At 66.5% G+C, this 18,367-nt stretch carries 20 protein-coding genes; 15 read left to right on the forward strand and 5 right to left on the reverse strand.

Annotated features, from left to right (window positions below):
• Positions 1-5 precede the first annotated feature (5 nt).
• Both BJ975_RS07945 and BJ975_RS07950 read left to right on the forward strand, forming a co-directional pair.
• The gene (locus tag BJ975_RS07945) at positions 6-1,244 is read left to right on the forward strand and encodes a conjugal transfer protein TrbL (RefSeq protein WP_179424663.1); all 1,239 of its coding nucleotides are present in this window, start codon (positions 6-8) and stop codon (positions 1,242-1,244) included.
• Positions 1,245-1,249: 5 nt separating this feature from the next.
• The gene (locus tag BJ975_RS07950) at positions 1,250-2,716 is read left to right on the forward strand and encodes an SCO6880 family protein (protein WP_317628305.1); all 1,467 of its coding nucleotides are present in this window, start codon (positions 1,250-1,252) and stop codon (positions 2,714-2,716) included.
• 109 nt (positions 2,717-2,825) lie between these two features.
• On the opposite strand, the gene BJ975_RS07955 is transcribed toward BJ975_RS07950, so the two are convergent.
• A complete protein-coding gene (locus BJ975_RS07955; RefSeq protein WP_179424665.1) occupies positions 2,826-3,713 on the reverse strand; it encodes a sunset domain-containing protein in 888 nt (295 codons plus the stop codon).
• Between the two features lie 171 nt (positions 3,714-3,884).
• Here BJ975_RS07955 and BJ975_RS07960 point away from each other — a divergent pair, with 171 nt between their 5' ends.
• From BJ975_RS07960 to BJ975_RS07980, 5 genes are read left to right on the forward strand one after another with little or no spacing between them, the layout of a single operon-like run.
• Entirely contained in the window at positions 3,885-4,280 is a 396-nt protein-coding gene (locus tag BJ975_RS07960) for a hypothetical protein (RefSeq protein WP_179424667.1), read from the forward strand.
• The gene (locus BJ975_RS07965) at positions 4,277-5,815 is read left to right on the forward strand and encodes a VirB4 family type IV secretion system protein (RefSeq protein WP_317628306.1); all 1,539 of its coding nucleotides are present in this window, start codon (positions 4,277-4,279) and stop codon (positions 5,813-5,815) included. The genes BJ975_RS07960 and BJ975_RS07965 overlap by 4 nt, the downstream gene beginning before the upstream one ends.
• Positions 5,812-6,867: an ArdC family protein gene (locus BJ975_RS07970; RefSeq protein WP_179424669.1), complete on the forward strand. Its 1,056-nt coding sequence runs from the start codon at positions 5,812-5,814 to the stop codon at positions 6,865-6,867. The genes BJ975_RS07965 and BJ975_RS07970 overlap by 4 nt, the downstream gene beginning before the upstream one ends.
• Complete coding sequence (locus BJ975_RS07975) at positions 6,864-7,370, forward strand: hypothetical protein (RefSeq protein ID WP_179424671.1); 507 nt, start codon at positions 6,864-6,866, stop codon at positions 7,368-7,370. Before BJ975_RS07970 ends, BJ975_RS07975 begins: the two co-directional genes overlap by 4 nt.
• Positions 7,367-9,130, forward strand: a complete 1,764-nt coding sequence (locus tag BJ975_RS07980; protein WP_325064605.1) for a TraM recognition domain-containing protein — start codon at positions 7,367-7,369, stop codon at positions 9,128-9,130. The genes BJ975_RS07975 and BJ975_RS07980 overlap by 4 nt, the downstream gene beginning before the upstream one ends.
• Positions 9,131-9,136: 6 nt before the next feature.
• Here BJ975_RS07980 and BJ975_RS07985 read toward each other — a convergent pair whose 3' ends face one another.
• Positions 9,137-9,439, reverse strand: coding sequence for a hypothetical protein (locus BJ975_RS07985; protein ID WP_179424673.1), 303 nt, complete (start codon positions 9,437-9,439; stop codon positions 9,137-9,139).
• Positions 9,440-9,545: 106 nt separating this feature from the next.
• Between BJ975_RS07985 and BJ975_RS07990 the strand changes: the two genes are divergently transcribed.
• From BJ975_RS07990 to BJ975_RS08015, 6 genes are all read left to right on the forward strand, one after another.
• Positions 9,546-9,965, forward strand: a complete 420-nt coding sequence (locus tag BJ975_RS07990) for a single-stranded DNA-binding protein (protein WP_179424675.1) — start codon at positions 9,546-9,548, stop codon at positions 9,963-9,965.
• A gap of 11 nt (positions 9,966-9,976) precedes the next feature.
• Positions 9,977-10,525 (forward strand): hypothetical protein, encoded by a 549-nt coding sequence (locus BJ975_RS07995; RefSeq protein ID WP_179424677.1) that lies wholly within the window; start codon positions 9,977-9,979, stop codon positions 10,523-10,525.
• Between the two features lie 109 nt (positions 10,526-10,634).
• A complete protein-coding gene (locus tag BJ975_RS08000; RefSeq protein WP_179424679.1) occupies positions 10,635-10,931 on the forward strand; it encodes a hypothetical protein in 297 nt (98 codons plus the stop codon).
• On the forward strand, positions 10,931-12,238 hold the full coding sequence (locus BJ975_RS08005) for a hypothetical protein (protein WP_179424681.1): 1,308 nt from the start codon (positions 10,931-10,933) through the stop codon (positions 12,236-12,238). The genes BJ975_RS08000 and BJ975_RS08005 overlap by 1 nt, the downstream gene beginning before the upstream one ends.
• Positions 12,239-12,485: 247 nt before the next feature.
• Entirely contained in the window at positions 12,486-13,376 is an 891-nt protein-coding gene (locus BJ975_RS08010) for a hypothetical protein (protein ID WP_179424683.1), read from the forward strand.
• Between the two features lie 37 nt (positions 13,377-13,413).
• Positions 13,414-13,959, forward strand: a complete 546-nt coding sequence (locus BJ975_RS08015) for a hypothetical protein (protein ID WP_179424685.1) — start codon at positions 13,414-13,416, stop codon at positions 13,957-13,959.
• 321 nt (positions 13,960-14,280) lie between these two features.
• On the opposite strand, the gene BJ975_RS17260 is transcribed toward BJ975_RS08015, so the two are convergent.
• Together BJ975_RS17260 and BJ975_RS08025 are read right to left on the reverse strand one after the other, a co-directional pair.
• On the reverse strand, positions 14,281-15,096 hold the full coding sequence (locus BJ975_RS17260; RefSeq protein ID WP_396336573.1) for an FRG domain-containing protein: 816 nt from the start codon (positions 15,094-15,096) through the stop codon (positions 14,281-14,283).
• A 422-nt stretch (positions 15,097-15,518) separates the two neighbouring features.
• Positions 15,519-16,127, reverse strand: a complete 609-nt coding sequence (locus tag BJ975_RS08025; RefSeq protein ID WP_179424689.1) for a hypothetical protein — start codon at positions 16,125-16,127, stop codon at positions 15,519-15,521.
• A 217-nt stretch (positions 16,128-16,344) separates the two neighbouring features.
• Here BJ975_RS08025 and BJ975_RS17265 point away from each other — a divergent pair, with 217 nt between their 5' ends.
• Positions 16,345-16,542, forward strand: coding sequence for a helix-turn-helix domain-containing protein (locus tag BJ975_RS17265; RefSeq protein ID WP_179424691.1), 198 nt, complete (start codon positions 16,345-16,347; stop codon positions 16,540-16,542).
• Positions 16,543-16,816: 274 nt separating this feature from the next.
• Positions 16,817-17,059 carry a helix-turn-helix domain-containing protein gene (locus BJ975_RS17270; RefSeq protein WP_179428140.1) on the forward strand — a complete coding sequence of 81 codons (243 nt, stop codon included), beginning with the start codon at positions 16,817-16,819 and terminating at the stop codon, positions 17,057-17,059.
• Positions 17,060-17,064: 5 nt separating this feature from the next.
• Here the strand turns inward: BJ975_RS17270 and BJ975_RS08040 are convergent, their stop codons facing one another.
• Positions 17,065-18,333 (reverse strand): tyrosine-type recombinase/integrase, encoded by a 1,269-nt coding sequence (locus tag BJ975_RS08040; RefSeq protein WP_179424693.1) that lies wholly within the window; start codon positions 18,331-18,333, stop codon positions 17,065-17,067.
• Positions 18,334-18,367 lie beyond the last annotated feature (34 nt).

Consider the following 18,367-nt stretch of genomic DNA (forward strand, 5'->3'; position numbering starts at 1 on the left):
CAGCCATGGCCGACGTGTGCGACGTCCCGGTAATCGCAGCGGTCTGCTCCACCGCCGGCGAGGGTGCCGCGACCCTGGTCGCTGCCCCGTTCGACTGGCTCGCCGTGAGCATGGGCAACGCGGCAGCCTGGATGTTCGAGTCCGTCTGGGCGGTCTTCGACTCCACCACGATGGTCGACGTGACGTCCGGCCAGTTCACCCGGGTCTACAACATCCTGTTCGGGGTCGCGGTGTTCGTGATGCTCGGGTTCTTCACGCTGCAAGTCATCGGCGGGATGATCCGGCGCGAACCCGCGGCGCTCTCGCGGGCCGCGCTCGGGCTTGCGAAGTCGATCCTGGGGTCCTTCGTCGCGCTCGCCCTGATCGCCACCGCACTGGAGGTCACCGACCGGATCAGCATCGGCATCGTCCACGCCGCGGGCACCAACATGGATGCGATGGGCGAACGGATCGCCCTGCTTGCCACGGGGATCGGGTCGCTGCAGGTCGCAGCGCCCGGTGCTGGCGCGATCATCACGATCCTCGTCGCTGGCTTGGCGCTCGGCGCCGCGGTCATCGTCTGGCTCAGCCTGCTGATCCGCAAGGCGCTGCTGCTGATCGCGATCGTGTTCGCGCCCGTCGCGCTCGCTGGGGCGAGCTGGGACCAGACTCGCGGCTGGGTGTCCAAATGGGCTGCGTTCGTGCTTGCGCTCATTCTGTCCAAGGTCGTCTTGGTCGTGATCTTCCTGCTTGCGACAGCGCAGGTCTCGGCTCCCATCGACAGCGACCTGAGGTCGGTCAGCGAACCGATCTCCGGCGTCGTGCTGATGCTCGTGGCCGGGTTCGCCCCGTACCTGACCTACAAGGCCATCGGGTTCATGGGATTCGACATGCACCACGCGATGTCCGCCGAACAAGAAGCCAAGTCCGCGCTCAACCGCCCTATCCCCATCCCGATGAACCGTCGTCTCGGGCAGGCCCCTCCGGCCGTCCTTGGTGGAGCGAACTCCGGCTCGAAGCACGGGGTGCCTGCTCCCATCCCCAGACCTTCAGCTCCCGAAGCCGCGGGTGGTTCGGCGGCCGCCGCAGGCGGCGTCGGTGCCGCGGCCGTCGCCGGAGTGCAGGCGGCCAAGGCTGGCTCCACGGTTGGCACTGCCGCGGGCAGTTCAGCGTCTCGGCAGGCCGACGGGGCGTCTCCCCCGCAGCCGGCACCTCCTGTCCAGCAGGTCGCGGATCCCTTCACCGACTCCCCCGGAACACGGTGACCCCCGTGACTACCCCCGTCACGGGCACCGAGACCCCAGGCCTGCATGCGGTGAAGTTCTCGCGCCTCAGCCGTCGCGGAATCCTGCTCGGTCTGTCTCTGAGTCAGCTCGTCACTGTCGGCGTCGGTGCGGTCGTCCTGGTGATCGGGCTCTATTCCGGCGCCTCGGCAGCATTGGCGATCGTGGCCCCCGTGGTCCTGGGGTGCGCGTTCATGGCGTTCGTTGGGGTGGGCGGCCGCAAGGTCATCGAATGGGCGCCGATCGCCTCCGTCTGGGTGTGGCGCATGGTGGGCGGGCAGCTCGTGTTCCGGCGCCGGGTCGTGCGACCACGGCCTGCCGGCACGTTGTCGTTGCCCGGTGACGCAGCACGACTACGGCTATGGGTCGACCTCGACAGCGGCGCGGTGATGGTCCACGACCCGCACGCGGGCACACTCACCGCTGTCGTCGCGGTGGCGCATCCCGCGTTCCTCCTGCTGGACCCGGCCGAGCAACACCGGCGCGTCACCAGCTGGGGACGAGTCCTCACCACGGCCTGCCGTTCCGGACGCATCGCGGCACTCCAAGTGAGCGAACGCACTTTGCCCGACTCCGGACGTGGCCTGAGCGACTGGTGGACCCAACACGGCCGACGCGACGGCTCGTGGACCTCAACGATCTACGAGGAGCTTATCGATCGGGCCGGACCGGCAGGAGAACGCCACGCGAGCACGGTCTCCCTCTCCATCGACCTGAAGAGGTCCGCTCGCGCCATCCGTGCCGCAGGCGGAGGCAACCGCGGCGCGGCTGACGTGCTGCGACAGGAGATGTCCACCCTGACCTCGGCCTTGCGGTCCGCCGATCTCGCCCCGACGGACTGGCTCGATCCCGGCGAGCTCGCCGTCGTCCTGAGATCGGCCTACGACCCCGGCGTCGCCGCCGCGCTGGAACGACACGGCGAACTTGGCCGCGACCTGGCCAGCGCGGGACCGGTCGCCGTGAACGAGGACTGGGGCCGGCTCCGCAGCGACTCGGCGCACCACTGCGTGCTGTGGATCAGCGAATGGCCCCGCTCCCTCGTCTACCCCGGGTTTCTCGCGCCGATCCTGTTGTCCTCAGGCATCCGGCGGACCTTCAGCCTGCTCTACACGCCGATGCGCACCGATCAGGCCGCACGCGACATCCGGCGCAAGAAGACCGAGTACATCTCCGACGCCGCGCAGCGTCAGCGGATCGGGCAGATCGAAGACGCCCAACAGCACGCCGAATACCAAGACGTCCTCCAACAGGAAGCAGACCTCGCCGCCGGGCACGGAGTCCTGCGCCTCACCGGGCTGATCGTCGTCAGCGCACCCGACCCCGACCAACTCGAACGCGCCGTTGCCGACGTCGAACAGGCCGCCATCCAAGCCTCCTGCGAGACACGCCGCCTGTGGGGACAACAAGCACGAGCGTTCGCCAGCGCCGCCCTCCCCCTGTGTCGAGAGATCTGACGGCGCTCGGCCCGCGCTTGTCTTACCTCCTCTGGAGAACGACTCCCGAACCAGCCGAGCACCCCGTTGGCGGCGCGAATTGCTCCTCCGCCAGGGGTTAGTGACACCGCTACCGCTGAGACTTTCGATATCCCGCAGCCTTCGCCGCACCCTCCGTCGCGAAGCACTCCTCGGGCTTGGTGCGGTCGTAGTACGCGCCGCCGGGGACGTGGTAGATCATCGAGCTCGCGTTGCCTTTGATTGGGTGGCTGGACGGGCAGTCCCACTCAGACACGGGGGGCTTGCTGCCGCCACCGCCACCGCCACCGGACTTCTTCTTTTTCTTCTTCTTGGCCTCGGGCTTGCCCTTGGTCGGCTTCTCCACCATCGTGCGGTCCTTGCCGCACGCCTTGAGCCGGTGATCCAGGGCCTTCTTCTCGACCGGGTCGACGGTCAGGTTCCAACGCCACTTCACCGCGACCCAGCGCGCCGCGTAACGGCACTTGCCGACCCGGGGCTCCCAGTCCGCTGGGTCGAGACTGCCCTTGGCCTGGTTCGTGCTGCGGCCAACGGCCAGCAGCGAGTGCTTGTACTTGATGTCGTTGGCAAATCCTCGCCGCATGTTCGCGTTCCAGCGGTAGCCGCCGGAACGCCACGCCTCTGCGAGCGCGACGCGGTGGTCGATGTCCAGCGAGCGAGCGGACTTGCTCTTGCGACCGTTGTACTCGTTCACCCACACGCCCCTCTTCACGGAGCAGTTCTTAGTCTTCTTGACCTTCTTGCGCGACTCCGTCCTGAGCACCTGCTCACGGGTGTCGCACTTGCCCTTCTTGATGACCCAGTGGTCCCAGTCATCACGGTCGTACCAATCGGCACGACGCTCATCGGCGACCTTCAACATCTTGAGGAGCTTGGCCGCGGGCACCTTCCTCGGTGCCGCCTGGGCAGGACTCGACCCGAGGGAGACGAGCCCAAACATCAACGGGAATGCAAGAAGCAGAGCGAGAATCCGGCGCATGCACCGCAGCGTAGGCACGACGAGACCGCAACCTCAGCGGTTTACGGAGATTGGCCTTCAACGGCTCGATCCCGGTCCATCTCAGGGACTCTTGTCCGAGGTCGCTCGTGTCCGCCCCAAGGTCGACGGTTCGCGCCGCTCACCTTCCAGATGACCTGACTGGAGTGGCCCATGATCGACGACCCTGACGCCCAGGCGGAAGCCGCACGCCGCGCCCTGCACGCGCTCGCTGCGGCAACCGAACGCATGAACGACCGGCACGAGATCGGTGCCGTACTCGCGTCGCTGAGTGCTGCCACCGCATCGCTCAGCGAGTCGCTCCACCAACTCGCGACCGCCCGCGACCACAGCCGAGACCGGGAGGGCCGGCCGCGGTCGCGGAACAGCCAGCTTTCGCAGTACCCGATGTCGTGGGAGCTTCACCGCGCCGGCGAGATCCTGCACCAGGTGTCGACCCTGCTTCAACACGCTCGAGATGCCGCCGCCCACGACGCCCTGCCGCAACCGCAGGTCACGCAGTCCGTCTCGAGTCCCTCACATTCGAACCATTCGAATGTCGCACTGTGAAGCGGCGGACCGACGACCGGATCCTCAGCACCGTGCTGGTCTCCCCACCGCGCGAGCGGCGAGGCAGACGCCACGCCAGAAAGGACGCGGCGAAGAGTCTCATCGCGGGCGCGATCGCCGAACAGAAAGCGCTCGGGCGCGCCTACGCGCGGGAACTACAGGCCGAGCAGAACGCAGCAGAGTTCCTCCCCCGGTCCGGCGAGTCCGGACCGGCGGCGTTGCGGACGCCCGGACGGTTGCGGTTGCCTCGCCACCAAGACACCTCGGCGACCCTGGCCGGCGCCTACCCGTTCCTGGCCGAAGGCGGGACCGGCAGCGAGGGTGTGTTTGTCGGCCAGGACCTCTACAGCGGAAGCTCCTTCGTCTACGACCCGTGGGTCCTGTATTCGCGCGGCATGATCACCGCCCCGAACGTGGTGATCGCCGGCATCGTCGGTGCCGGAAAGTCATCCCTGGCCAAGAGCCTCTACACCCGATCCATCCCGTTTGGCCGCCGCGTCTACGTGCCCGGCGACCCCAAGGGCGAGCACACGGCCGTCGCCGAAGCCGTCGGCGGCAAAGCGATCGCGCTCGGACACGGCATGGCGACCCGACTCAACCCCCTCGACGAGGGACACCGTCCCGCAGACCTCGACGACACCGAGTGGAGAGCGCAACTCGCGGCGCGGCGCCGCGATCTACTCGGAGCGCTTGCGGAGACCGTGCTCGAGCGCCGCCTCACGCCACTGGAGCACACCGCCCTCGACGTCGCCCTAGAGGACACCGTCCGATCATCGGACGTGCCGGTGCTGCCGATGGTCGTCGACCGCCTGCTGTCCCCGACCGCACGAGCCGACCCGGCCAGCCGGTTGACCGAGGACGGTCGCTTGGCCGGTCACGCCCTGCGGAGGCTGGTCGCCGGGGACCTGGCCGGGCTGTTCGATGGGCCATCCACGGTCCGATTCGATCCGACCCTGCCGATGGTGTCGCTCGACCTGTCGCGGGTGTCGGAGAACGCAACCCTGATCTCGGTGCTGATGACCTGCGCGTCGGCGTGGATGGAGTCCGCCCTGCTCGACCCGACGGGAGGGCAACGCTGGGTCATCTACGACGAGGCGTGGCGGCTGATGGCGCACCCGGCGCTGCTGCGCCGTATGGATGCTCACTGGCGTCTCGCGCGGCACTACGGGATCGCGAACATGCTGATCTTCCACAAGCTGTCGGACCTAGACAACGTGGGTGACCAAGGCTCGGCGATGCGCGCCCTGGCCTCGAGCCTGCTGGCCAACGCGGAGACCCGCATCGTCTACCGCCAGGAGTCCGACCAGCTGGGGTCCGCCGCGGCCGCGCTGGGACTGACCGGCACCGAGGAGGCGCTGCTGCCGACCCTCGGGACAGGGCAAGGGCTGTGGCGGATCAAGCACCGCTCGTTCGTCGTGCAGCACCAGCTGCATCCAGCCGAGCTCGCGCTGTTCGACACCGCAGGCCGGATGCATGCGCAGCGACCTGAGCACCTGGAGAACGAGGACTCGACCCGAGGCGATGGTGACCGATGAGGACGCACGTGAACGATGGGCTGACGCATGAGGCGAAGCTCGAGACGCTGCAGAAGCAGCTCACCGAGGCAGTCGGTGCGCTGGTGACCGGCGATGACTGGCGACGCGCGCTGGAGTTCGCGGCCCGGTTCCGCGCTCGTTCGTTCAACAACACGCTGTTGATCTGCGCGCAGCATCAGGCCGCGTATGCCGAGGGGCGGGTGCCCGAATCCTTCCCGACCTACGTGGCGGGTTTCAGGCAATGGCTCTCGCTGGGCCGACATGTCGACAAGGGCCAGTCCGGGTATGCGATTCTCGCTCCGGTGACCGCCCGATTCGCGTCGTCCGTACCGAGCGACGGCAGCTCGTGGCGTCGTCTCGGTCGCGGTGAACGACCCAGGGCTGGGGAGACCGTTCGGTCCCGGATGGTCGGGCTACGGCCGGCGCACGTGTGGGACGTGTCGCAGACCAGCGGCCAGCCACTGCCAGAACAGCCTCGCGCGACGCTGCTCACCGGGCTCGCGCCCGAAGGACTGTGGGACGGTCTCGCCGACCAGATCACCGCGCGGGGGTTCGGTCTGCGCCTCGTGTCGACCGCCACGGCGATCGGCGGTGCGAACGGGCTGACGGACTACGCCACCCGGGAGGTGTCGGTGCGGATGGACATGGACGATGCTGCCCAGGTCAAGACGCTGGCGCACGAGCTGGGTCATGTGATGCTGCACGGACGCGACAACGCGGACGCCCTGCTGCATCGCGGTGTCGCTGAAGTGGAGGCCGAGTCGGTCGCGCTCATGGTCGGCGCGGCACACGAGCTGGACACACGGAGCTACACCGTCCCGTACGTGGCCTCCTGGGCGTCCAGCGTCGACGGTAAGTCCGCGGTCGAGGTGGTTCAGTCCACCGCCGAGCGGGTCCGCACCGCGGCCGCCACCATCCTCGATGCACTGCCCACTTCGCAGATCGCAGACGGAACCCCGCCTGGCCTCGACCGGCGGACACCCGTGCCAGGTCCGCCGACGCGCAGCCCCGAGATCGCCTGCCGTCGGGCCGTGGAGGTGACCGGACCATGAGCATCCACGTGTCCCCGCCCTACCGCCGCGCCGTGCGGCACAACTTGGATGTGCCGGTGGTCCTGCCCCAGGTCAACGTCATCGTCGATGAGCACGGCGGACTGAGCGTCCAAGTCGACGCCGAGCCACACCGCGCAGGCGAGAATCTCCAGCGAGCAGACCTCCAGCGCGTCGTCACCAACATCGCCGCCGACCTCGGCTCCGCAGTGCGCGTCGACGTGCGCGAGCACGATGGGACCGTGTTCACCGACATCATCACGCCACCGACAAATCCGTCGGCGGCCGCTGAGAAGCAATCCGCGCCGACGTCACCCGCCGGCGTGCTCACCCGGGTGGGGTTCGCGCCGCACCAACCCGTGGCTGTCGCGGTCGTCGTCGCGCATCAGGCCGCCGACGACTCCGGCACCGTGAGACTGGCCCTTCCCCCGTCACTCGTGGCGACCTACGGCGACAAGATCGTCGTGGTACCCGAGACGGCGGCCACCGCCGAGGGTGCAGCGTGAATACACGAGGTCGCGGCATCGACGACACGCTCGTGAACCTCGGCCTGATGACCGTCGCCGTGCTCGGCCTGATCTGTGCCGTACTGCGTCTGGCGGGCGGCGTGGCCGCGTGGTTCACCGGTGCCGAGTCCCCCACGGTGGGATGGGCGGGCGCCGCTGGCGTGCTGACCGATCCGCGCCACCCCGCAACCGTCCTCGGCTCGGAGCGACTCTCCCCGTGGGCGTACTGGTCCGTGGTCGCCGCGATGGGCGCCATGGTGACCGCCTGCGCGCTGCTGACGTGGACCCGCGTCAACGCCTGGCGCCACCGGTCACGGCACGATCTGCGGCGCCTCGAGGGAGTCGCCACCAGCAGCGACGTGAAGACAGCGGCCTCCCGCCGGGCCCTCCTGGCACGAGCCCACACACTGCGCCCCTCCCTGAGCAAGCCAGCGGCCGCCTCCGTCGGCTACCGACTCGGCCGATCCCGCGGACACGACGTGTGGGCCTCAGTGGAGGACTCGATCCTGGTCCTCGGCCCACCCCGGTCAGGCAAGGGACTCCACGTGGTGATCAACACGATCTTGGATGCTCCCGGGGCAGTCATCACGACCGCCACCCGGCCCGACAACGTCGCGGCGACCCTCATGACACGTCAGGAACGGGGACCGGTCGCGATCTTCGATCCACAACGCCTCGCCGAAGGTCTCCCGGCGGGGCTGCGTTGGTCTCCGGTTCGTGGGTGCGAGGACCCGCTGACCGCGATGATCCGCGCCGCCGGGCTCGCCTCGGCGACTGGTCTGGCGACCGGCGGCGTGGAGTCCGGCGGCTTCTGGGAGGGCAAGACCCGCACCGCTCTCCAGGCGTTGCTGCACGCCGCCGCGCTCGACGACCGCACCCCGCGCGAACTGTTCACCTGGACGTTGTCACCGTCGTCGGCGTCCGACGCGGTCGCGATCCTCGCCAGCCACTCCGATGCCGCAGCCGGCTGGGCCGACTCGCTCGAATCGATGATCCACGCCGACCCGCGCACCCGCGACTCGATCTGGATGGGCGTGTCCCTCGCACTGTCGTGTCTGGCCGATCCCCGCGTCCTGGACGCGGTCACGCCAGGCTCGGGCGAGCACTTCGATCCCACCGAGTTCCTCACCCACGACGGAACCCTGTACCTGTTGGCCACCGGAGCCGGCGCCGGCGCGTCCTGGTCACTCGTCGCGGCGTTCATCGAGGACCTCGTCGAGACCGCTCGACATCTCGCCGCTGCGTCCCCCGGCGCGCGGCTCGACCCTCCGCTCCTGCTGGCCTTGGACGAGATCGGCAACCTGTCGCCCCTGCCCTCGCTGCCAGTGCTGATGGCCGAAGGCGGCGGCACCGGCATCACCACCCTCCCGGTGCTGCAGTCCCAGTCTCAAGCACGGGACAAGTGGGGCGACCACGCCGCGGGCGCGATCTGGGACGCGTCGATCGTCAAGGTCATCCTCGGCGGCAGCTCCTCGGCAGCTGACCTGCGCGACCTCTCCTCGCTGATCGGCGAACGCGACGAGAACTCGGACACCATCTCGGTCGGCGACTACGGTTCGCGGTCCATGCAGCGGTCCATCCGGCGCGTGCCGGTACTGCCACCAGAGACCATCAGGACACTGCCATTCGGCACCGCGCTCCTGCTCCTGCGCAGCGCGCCCCCACTGGTCACCGAGCTCCGGCCGTGGACCAGCCGGCCCGACGCGGACCGACTCACCCAGCAACGCGCGAGCATCGAAGCAACGCTGCGCCGCCGCTGAGGGTCCTCAGTAGTCCTGGCTCGCGACGTCGACATACGTTGCGCGGTTGGGCGAGGCGTTGGGATCGATCCACACCGGAACCAGCCGGTCCGCATGGATCCAGTCGACGTGAAGGGCGAGCGAGGTCTGGATCCGTTCAGGGTCATCGACCACATAGATCACCTTGGCCTCCCAGCTGCCACGGCGAGCACGACGCCAGCCCGTCACCAGCCCGCGAGCCGGCACCTGCCATCGATGGCGCTTGATCAACACGAACCGAACGGACCGGTACGGCGGCCACGCGTCGCGCCGTCCCGGATTCGCTCCCATGGAAGTCAGGATACGTCGATGTCGAACACCCGTTCGCATGCACAGGCGCCGGGTCGAGGCGTGCACCTGAAATGTGAGAGCGACTCAGGACGACCAGGAGGACGCCATGACCATTCCTACCCAGATGAGCATGCACGGGTTCATCGCCACCGCTCCCGAGCTGAGCTTCACCAGCACCGGCGCAGCCCGGTTCCACGCCCGCGTCGGCGTCGAGCAGTTCCGCAAGGAGACCGACGGGACCTTCACCCGACTCGACCCCGCGTTCGCGGACCTGGTGATGTTCAACAAGACCGCCGAGCGCGCCTACTCGCGCTTCCGCGTCGGCGACCAGTTCGTCGCCTCCGGCTACGTCCACCAGTACGACCGAGACACCAACCAGCGAACCCTCGAACAGTTCGTCGCCCGTCGCATCGGCCACGACTGCGCCCGCACCCGCTACAGCGTCGACCGCTCCCCTACCCACCAGCCCGATCCCCCGGCCGACCCGATGACCGTCACCGACACGTCCACCGCCGTGGGCCTCTGAATCCAGTCATCATGAGCACCGCACATCAGGAGCCCCTGTTCACCGACGACGAGCTCGACCAGCCGCCGTTCGAACCGATGACAGCGTTCCCTGACGGCCTGTTCAGGCCGCTGAACTGGAACCTGCTCACCGCCGACGAGGCCGAATCCGAATGGCTCGACCTCAACGCCTGGGTCAACTGGCTCCGCACCAGCTACGGCCTTCCGCCCACGGTCATCCCGCCGTTCTGGCACCGCCACGACGAACTCGTCTGGGAACTCTCAGCCCTGCACCAGCACTGGCTGAACTCCTACGACCCCGACGGATCACCCTCCGGACCGCTGGCATGGCACCGCGACTTCGCCGACGCCAGATACCGGCTGCGCGAATGGGTCTCGACTTGCGGCACCAAGCTCGACCGCGACCGCCCCACCCGCCAAACCGCGTGGCCCGGCGAACCGGCAACCGTCACCACCCTCGAGACGGTGATCGAGGACCGCGACGCCGACTTCGTCCAGTTCGTCCTCGCCGACGTCGACGCGCGGCGCCGCGTCGAAGCCCGGGTCCGGGATGGCACGTGACGCCACGCAGACATCGCCGACCCAGTTCTCCACAGATCCAGAGACGACGCCGTCACGACCGGCCTCTCGCTCACACCGTGGTCTCAACAGCCCTCGAAAGGTCCATGCCATGCTCCTCGCCCACGCCATCGCCCTGGCACAAGCTCGGTCCGCGATCGCCGCCCTCGCCGACCACGCCACCACCAGTGACGCCGCCGTCGAATACGAACGCGCCCTACTACAACTGGACTGGACCCACCACGACATCACGCCCGGCATCACGCCACTACTCGACGACCCCAGCGACGTGTTGCTCGGGATCGCCGAAACCGCAATCGACCAACTCTGCGACTTCGGCGTCGACGCGCTCGAACTCGAACTCGTGCTGTCCATGCTCGACGCCGCACGCCAGAAAGACCACTGCTGATGTACGGGCAGAACACCCGCGTCATCCGCGAACAACTCGCCATCCTGCTGCGCCAACGCCGCATCCAGCACCGGATCGGCGGACCGGGGATTCCGACCCTGCCCGTGACCACGACGTCGGCCGAACGCCGCCTCCTCGGGCTCCAGCTCGGCCGCTACCGCCACGCCGTCCTGATTTGGGCACTCGAAGCCGTACGCGCCGTCGATCCGAGCCCCCACATCCCGCTCACGGACCGGCGGAACAGGTCAGCCGCGTCCGAACTCCAGATCCGATTGGAGGAATGGGCGCGCCGATCGATGCGACGACCCAGCATCGACGAACTGAACTGCCCGCAGCGCTACCCAATCCTTACTGCGTGGCAGGCGGCCGCGCGGGCCGCGAGTCTCGGCGAACACGACTTCGGCGCTGGCATCAGCTTCAGCTCGCTGCGTGGCGACCAGGTGCGGACTGTCCTCAAGGACGCAGCAACTGTCACCCGTGCCCTGGTCGTCCTTGACCAGCGGTACGGGAGCATCCCCGGCTGGCACCGCCTCGGTCACGCACTTCGCGTGGACGAAGCCGCCGATCACTGCATCGAACTCGCGGCGTCCTGCGGCACGGACCCCAGCGTCGACCTCCTCGGTTGGCGGCCGAGGATCCAGCTGATCGAGGGACCAGCACCTTCCGGCCTAGCGGGCGTCCTGCACGCGCACCACAATCTGCTCGCGACGCTGAACTCGATCCCAGACGCCCGCGACCTTCGCCGGATCGTCGCGTCCCAGCTGATCGTCTCGAGGACGCTCGGTGGCCTGGCAAGGGAGGACACTCCCCTCTACGAGGAATCTCGTGACCGCGAGCAGAGATATGAGCGTCTGCAACGCTGGACACGAGACCTTTACGGGCAGGCGGGTCATGGCACACCCGCCGTGCCTCATGCGTTCCTCGCCGCTAGCCGTGCCAAGGCTCTGGCCCACGAGGACCTGCACGATGCCCAGCAACTGCAACGTCTCTTGGCGCTCTCGAGACAGATCGACGACCGCCTCGGCCGAATCATCGAAGCAGGAGCACGTGAACGGCTCTTCTTCGAACGCGTGCCGCTGCCGCAAATAGATAGTCGATCTGCCGCGCTCGTCAAGGTCCAGGCGGCTGAATACACGCCCATCAGTTCGCCTGCCGCGGCCGGCCTTGTGGCATTCGCGCGCGAGAACTTCCGCGGCCGGAATCGGGGTGAAGGTCGTCAAGTCCCGTCCCAGCACAGCCGAGCTCAGCTCGATGCAGCACTCCGACGGCAGAACTGCGCGGGAGATGGTCCTGTCGCCGCCGTCTGACGCCCCTTCCAGCATGGAAGGTGGCCCACTTCACCCAGAAAGACGCCATGGCTGCACACTTGGAGCCACGCTGGGACGGTGCTTCCCACGAGGGTTCGCGACGCTGGATCCCTTCGCTCGGAGCGCTATGCGTGCCGACGTTCGACTCGCCAGGCAGGACCGAAATGTACGGTGACGTCGTCCGGAGTAGGAGAAGATATCCCAAACCGAGCCGGACCGCACGGCTCGACGGCACGGGAGTCGCGTCATGTCCACCAAGACGGTCAAGTTCTTTAGGCCAGTCCTCGTTCATCAAGATGGGAGTCGTGAGGACCCGAATGACGACTTCTGGTCCGACGCCCACACGGTCATCGCTGGCCTCGACTCCAAGGAGCGAGGCATCAACTACCGAGCTGCTTCGTACTTCGGCGAGGCCGGAACTGGTAGCGCTCGCGCATATCAGTACATCCGAGTTGGGCGGGTCCGCTACCGCGCTGATTGGCCCGAGACGATCGACCCGAACGGCCACGTCGACGAACTGAATCTCGACGGCCGCGATATCTTCGAGGGCGGCTACGTCGTCCCTTTCGGGACTGAGACGCGGGTGGCGGTCATAGGTCCGATTCGGGGGCTCGTCTCCGTGAACGCGATCGAGTGGTGGCTCGGCCAGACCCTCGGACTCGCCAATACAGATGTGACCCTTGAACTGGTCCCGGAGGTGGACCCGGCCCTCGCTCGCAAGCTCAACGAGGCAATCGGCGTGAGTCGGCTGTCAGTGCGGATGCCCAAAGGCACCGCACTCAACTTGGACGTCGACAGCCAGGTCGAAGAAGCGTTCGCGACGGCGCACGAGGCGTCTGGGGACGACCTCAACGTCGACATCGCCTTCTCCTTCGGTCACCAGCGACCTCAGCCTCAGAAGGCCAGCATGCTCCAGAAGGCGGCACGGAAGATCGCCGAGTCAGGCGCCGCTGAGCGCGTCGACGTCAGCCTCATGCTTGATAACGGCGACGGCGGTTACACCGTCGAGCAGCACGAACTTATCCGCGACCGCGTTGCCGTCACGGTCGAGTTCAACGTCGAGGACGACAGCCGGCTCAGTACCGACGAGATACTCGATGCGGTGCACACTGCGATCACCAAGTTCCGCGCCCGCTGATCGCCGGTTGTCGGTCGTCGGTGGCAGGGTGGTCTGCATGCGGAAAGTGATCGGCCTTCTGAAGGACTACCCATCGCTCGCGACGGTAGTCCTTGCGGCGGGGGTAGCCCTCCACTGGCTGCTGTACGACACCGTTTCGCTCTTCCCCGACGTCGCTGGACGAATGGCTAACTTCAACCAATCCTGGTCGGTCTACCTCGGATTCGCTGGGATTGTCGCCATCATCGCCGGTTTTGCTGGAGTGATAGCGGTCTTCGCGCTTGGGTCCCCCAGCGCCAGCTTCTCCCGCCTGCGTTATCGCGGCGGCGACCGTCTCGGTGCGAACTGGCTTTCACCTATCGCCGCCTCGCTGGCAGCCGCCCTCGGCAGCGCGTTGTGCGCCTTGATCGCGCTATCGGGATATGGCCTGCTTGCCTGGTGGTTGTTCGAGTTCCTGTTCGTATTGTCGGCGATTTCGGCACTCCGGCTCGTGTGGCTGTTCAAGCGTCTCATCGGCGTAGTCGGCGAGGACGACCGAGCCGCTGAGGAGCGGGAGCCAAAGCGTCCCTCGCTGGCAGAAGTCCGCCAGCGAGACGCTGGGTGACAACACCCTCGGCGCGACTGCGAGCGACAGCTCACCTGGACTGACAACCCAACCGGCACATAGGTCCCGCGAAACCTTGATGACCAATCTCGACGACGAGGCCGGAGCAGCGCTTTCATGCGAGCTTCACGTGTCGCGGAGCTCGCCACCTTTCTCTCCGGGCGCACGGGTGCCGCCGCCAAGAGGAGCCGAGACCCCCTCCACAAGCGGGCACACGAAGGGTACGACCGGATCGACCCGTTCAGAGTTGGCAACTTTTTAACGGCGTCGTAGGTGAAGTGGGCTCGGATCTCGAACCTGCCGGTCCCTGCTCCCGTCCGTTTAAGCCCCCGGCCCGTAGATCTTGACCGCGCCAAGTGCACCCGGCGGATTCGTGGCGTAGTCCAGCAGCCTGCGATACCCGTGGTCGCTGACAGCTGGCGGGAACAGGACGAACGGACTCGTCATCACACCTGAGCCTAGCCAGTCGAGCGCGTCCATTAGAGGGATCTCGATGTAAGCCACAACGCGGTGCGTGAGGGCCCCATCGTCGCCTGGCAAGAGCTTCGCGGGTGCGACAAGAAGTCCGTGCTGCGCGTGCGGGCGCAAATACACGGATGGCACGGCGTAACGAAGGTCGACGATCCTTGATTCCTCGCCAATCGAGTACCCAGGGATGTTGGTCGGTCGGAGTCGGCCAGTATCAAGTACCGCCACGTAAGCCATCGGCGTCGGAAAGTCGGTCCCTCTATCCTCAGACGGCCCTTTTGCAGCTCGCTCAGCGTCAGGAGATCGCCGCGCGTGAAATGCATGACGCACGCCAGCGGTTTCCTCCGTGTGACACGCGAACCACAGTGCGATCCAGATGTTGTCGACTACGTCGAGCCAGCGTGTGCGGATCCCGTAGTGCTGCAGGAGCGGCTCAACGACGGCCCTGAAAGTGCTACCCACTAGCGGGCCTGCAGGGCCGCGGGCGATCTGTTCGGCACAACGATGGGCAGTCCCGAATGGGAAGGGCCCCTCCCCACACCGACAATCGGCAGCGGCGAGTGACGTGATGTACTCACCGATAGCGGCAGCCAACGCCGCGCGCTCCGCTTCAGAGGCCGGCTTGCCGTCGTGCCTCCTTAGGCCCGACGCATACATAGTCGGGAACATCCGCGCTTGTCCTCGATAAAGGACTTGGCCACCATCAGCCGTGAACTTCAGCCAGCCGATCAGTTGAACAAGGGCATTTGGATCGCTGACGCGGAAGACGCGGTGTCCACTCTCGACTCGCTCTGAGACGCCAGAAATCGAGACGGCACCGCGCTTCACCAATGTCACGTCACGAACGTATGCGCAAATGACGCATGAGAACGTTGAAAGGCCGAAAGCGAGTCTGAGTGCATTCAAGGCGAAACGGGCGGCCGGATGGCTCTTTGGTCGCGCCCCACATCACCGGACAGGAGGTTGATAGGCCTGAGTTCTGGGCCGCCAAGATTCGCCTTCTGAATCCGCTCCTCTCGGCCGGCGACAGGTCGACGAACTCTCTGGGCTCCTGGTTTGGTCAGGCCCCGTCTCGTTCATCGATCGCCAAGCTACTTCTTCGAGTACCGGACTTTCGTTGAGAATGAACCTCGTGCTGGAAAGTAGTCGCGAACTTGGGCCTCATACTCGGTGAAGTTGTAGTCAGCATCGAGTTCGCCGTCCGTGATGGTCTTCACCTGCACGCGAACGTTCCGCGGGTGCCAAAGGCATCCCTTTTTCGGCCTGATGTGGGTGACAATTCGGCCGTCTTCGGGGTACCACCGCTCCCGGACGGTCTTTCCACATTTGCCTACTGATGGGTAAGTTTGCCAAGACTTTTTCCACGACTTCGGGCCCCTCAGTGCCGAAAATCCTCCGTCTCCGGGGATTCCGAACGCTTCCTGAAACTCCGGGCCTCTCTTCGACTTCGTGTCGATTCGGAGGGTGAAGGCACCCGACGGCAACGCTTCGTCCATGTTGACCGGATTGATCCGCACGACAATGCGGACGCCCTTCGCGTTGTTCGTCACCTTTACGGCGCGAATGTCGAGCAGTCCCGCTTCGCCGCCCTTCGCGTCGGACCAATACCGGGATCGCGCCTGGGCGGTGCCGGCAACGCTCACCATCATCGCAGCGAGGATCAAAATCAGAACGGGAACCGTCAGGGTGCGTCGGGCCATGAAGTAAGGCTAGGTCGCGTTAGGCCGGACGTCCGGAAAGCCGTGAGATCTGAGCATGAATTCGAGGGCTGGATTCATTTGCTTTCTTCGCTGCTCGCAAGTCCCACGCGTTGAAGCGCAACACCTACGTGTCAGGACTCGTGACGCCAGAACAGGTCACGACGCATCGTCGGTGCCGGACACAGACCCAAGCCGACCACACAGGTGGGAGCAGCGAATGGGAACAACGAAACGACTGCCGGTCTACGTCAGCCTGGAGGAAACCGCAGACATGCTCTCTGTGTCCACGAGGACGATCCGCCGGCGCATCAGTGACGGGACGATCCCGGCGTATCACTGCGGCAAACGTCACATCAGGATCAGGCTGGACGATCTTGAGAACGCTCTCGAACGCATCCCGGCGGTGGGCTGGTGAGGTCGTTCTGCGGACTTCTTTCCGGTTCCTTGAACTACGTGGGAACTACGCCGAGAAAAGCGAAAACCCTGAAAGCGTTGCAATTCCAGGATTTTTCTCGGGTGGGCGATACTGGGTTCGAACCAGAGCGGCCAGCATCGAGTTTCCGCGGTCAGGACTTGCTCACAACACCTACAGCACAGCCCGCCGTGCGCCAGTCCTCTGTCGGATGGCCATGACGGGCACGGGGACTGAAGGGGTGATTGGGATGACGCGAGCTGTCGACACGACGACTATGACTGTCGGTGACCACCTGCTCACAATCGCGGAGGCCGCGGCGTACCTGAACGTTCCGCCGCGCTGGGTCTCGGACGCCGTCCGGGCGCGCCGCATCCGCTGTACACGGATCGGCAAACACGTTCGGATCCGGCCGGAGCATTTGGAGGAGCTGATCATCGCTGGAGAGCAGCCCGTGCTCGAACCGGCGACGAGCGTTGATTCGCTCAGGCGTCCTTCGAGCGCGCGATCGCGACTGTGATCCGACTACCCGTCGCCCCGGACCAATCGCATCACCGGCCGGATGCGCCCGCCGCTCAAAGCGGTCTCGATGATTTCCGAGATCAGCTCGTCGCCTGCGGGCAGCAGGTGCCCGTAGGTGTCGATGGTGGTGGTGATCGATTCATGGCCCAGCCGAGCTTGGATGTGCGGCAGTGGTGCGCCGCCGGCGATGAGCCAGGCGACGTGGGTGTGGCGCAGGTCGTGGAAGCGGAACGGCGCGATCCCGGAAGCTTGAAGATCGCGCTGGAGTGGCTGCCACACGCGCTCGTAGAAGTCGCTGTTGTGGATCGCCAGTCCGGTAGGAGAGAGGAACAGGACGTCGTCCGCCGGTCGACCCTCAACCAAGGGACGCAGCAGGTCCACGAGCGCTGGTGCGATCGTGACGGTGCGGCGTGACTTCGGGGTCTTGGGGTTGCCGAGGTGATGTCCGCGCATGGCGTGCTTGGGCCGCACGAGCTTCTTGAGCCATCCGGGCGTCTCGGTTTCGCCGTCCTCGCCGTCCCGCTTCCATGCCTTGTTGACCCGGACGGTGCCGTGCTCGAGGTCGATGTCGCTGCACCACAAAGCGGTGACCTCCCCGAATCGCAGGCCGGTGCCGACGGTGAGGGTCAGCAGGTCCTGGGCGTCGGCGGCGAGCTGGGCTGCGATGCGGAACTCGTCCTCGGTCAGGAAGCGCAGGTCGGCCTGGGACTGGCGGATCCGCGACCGCTTGGGCGCGGTGCGCGCGCACGGGTTCACGTCGACCTGGCCTTCCTCCTTGGCGTAGGTGAAGATGCCGAAGAGCAGACCGTGGTAGTTCGCCTTGGTCTTGATGGAGCGGTCCCAATCGATCAGCCAGGCCTTGATGTCCTTCTCGCTGATGGCGTCGACGCGCCGGTGAAAGATCCGCGCGCCGCGGACGTCGGTGCGCTCTAGGACCTTCACCTGCGACAGGTAGCGCTTGCGCTGCCCCGGCGACAGATCGACGATCTGGCGGACGTACTCCTCGGCCACCTCGGCGAAGTACGGCGGCGGCACGTAGTGGTCAGCGGGCGATCGGACGAACCCCTCGCCCTTGACCCAGCCATCGGGCCAGCGGCTGCCGGCTGCTTCGACCATCTTCTTGAAGCCTTCGGCGCGCGCGAGGTTTTGCGCGTCGGTGCCGGCGCTGAAGGTTTCGTCTTGACGGACGCCGCTGCGGCCTCCACCCATCCGCCATTCGACGCGCACCGAGAGTCCGCCATCGGTCCTGCGTCGCTTCTGAATCCATGCCATCTGGGTGCTCCTCTGACCCTCGTTAGGTGTCATC

This window comes from Aeromicrobium tamlense (assembly GCF_013408555.1).
Taxonomy (GTDB): Bacteria; Actinomycetota; Actinomycetes; order Propionibacteriales; family Nocardioidaceae; genus Aeromicrobium; species Aeromicrobium tamlense.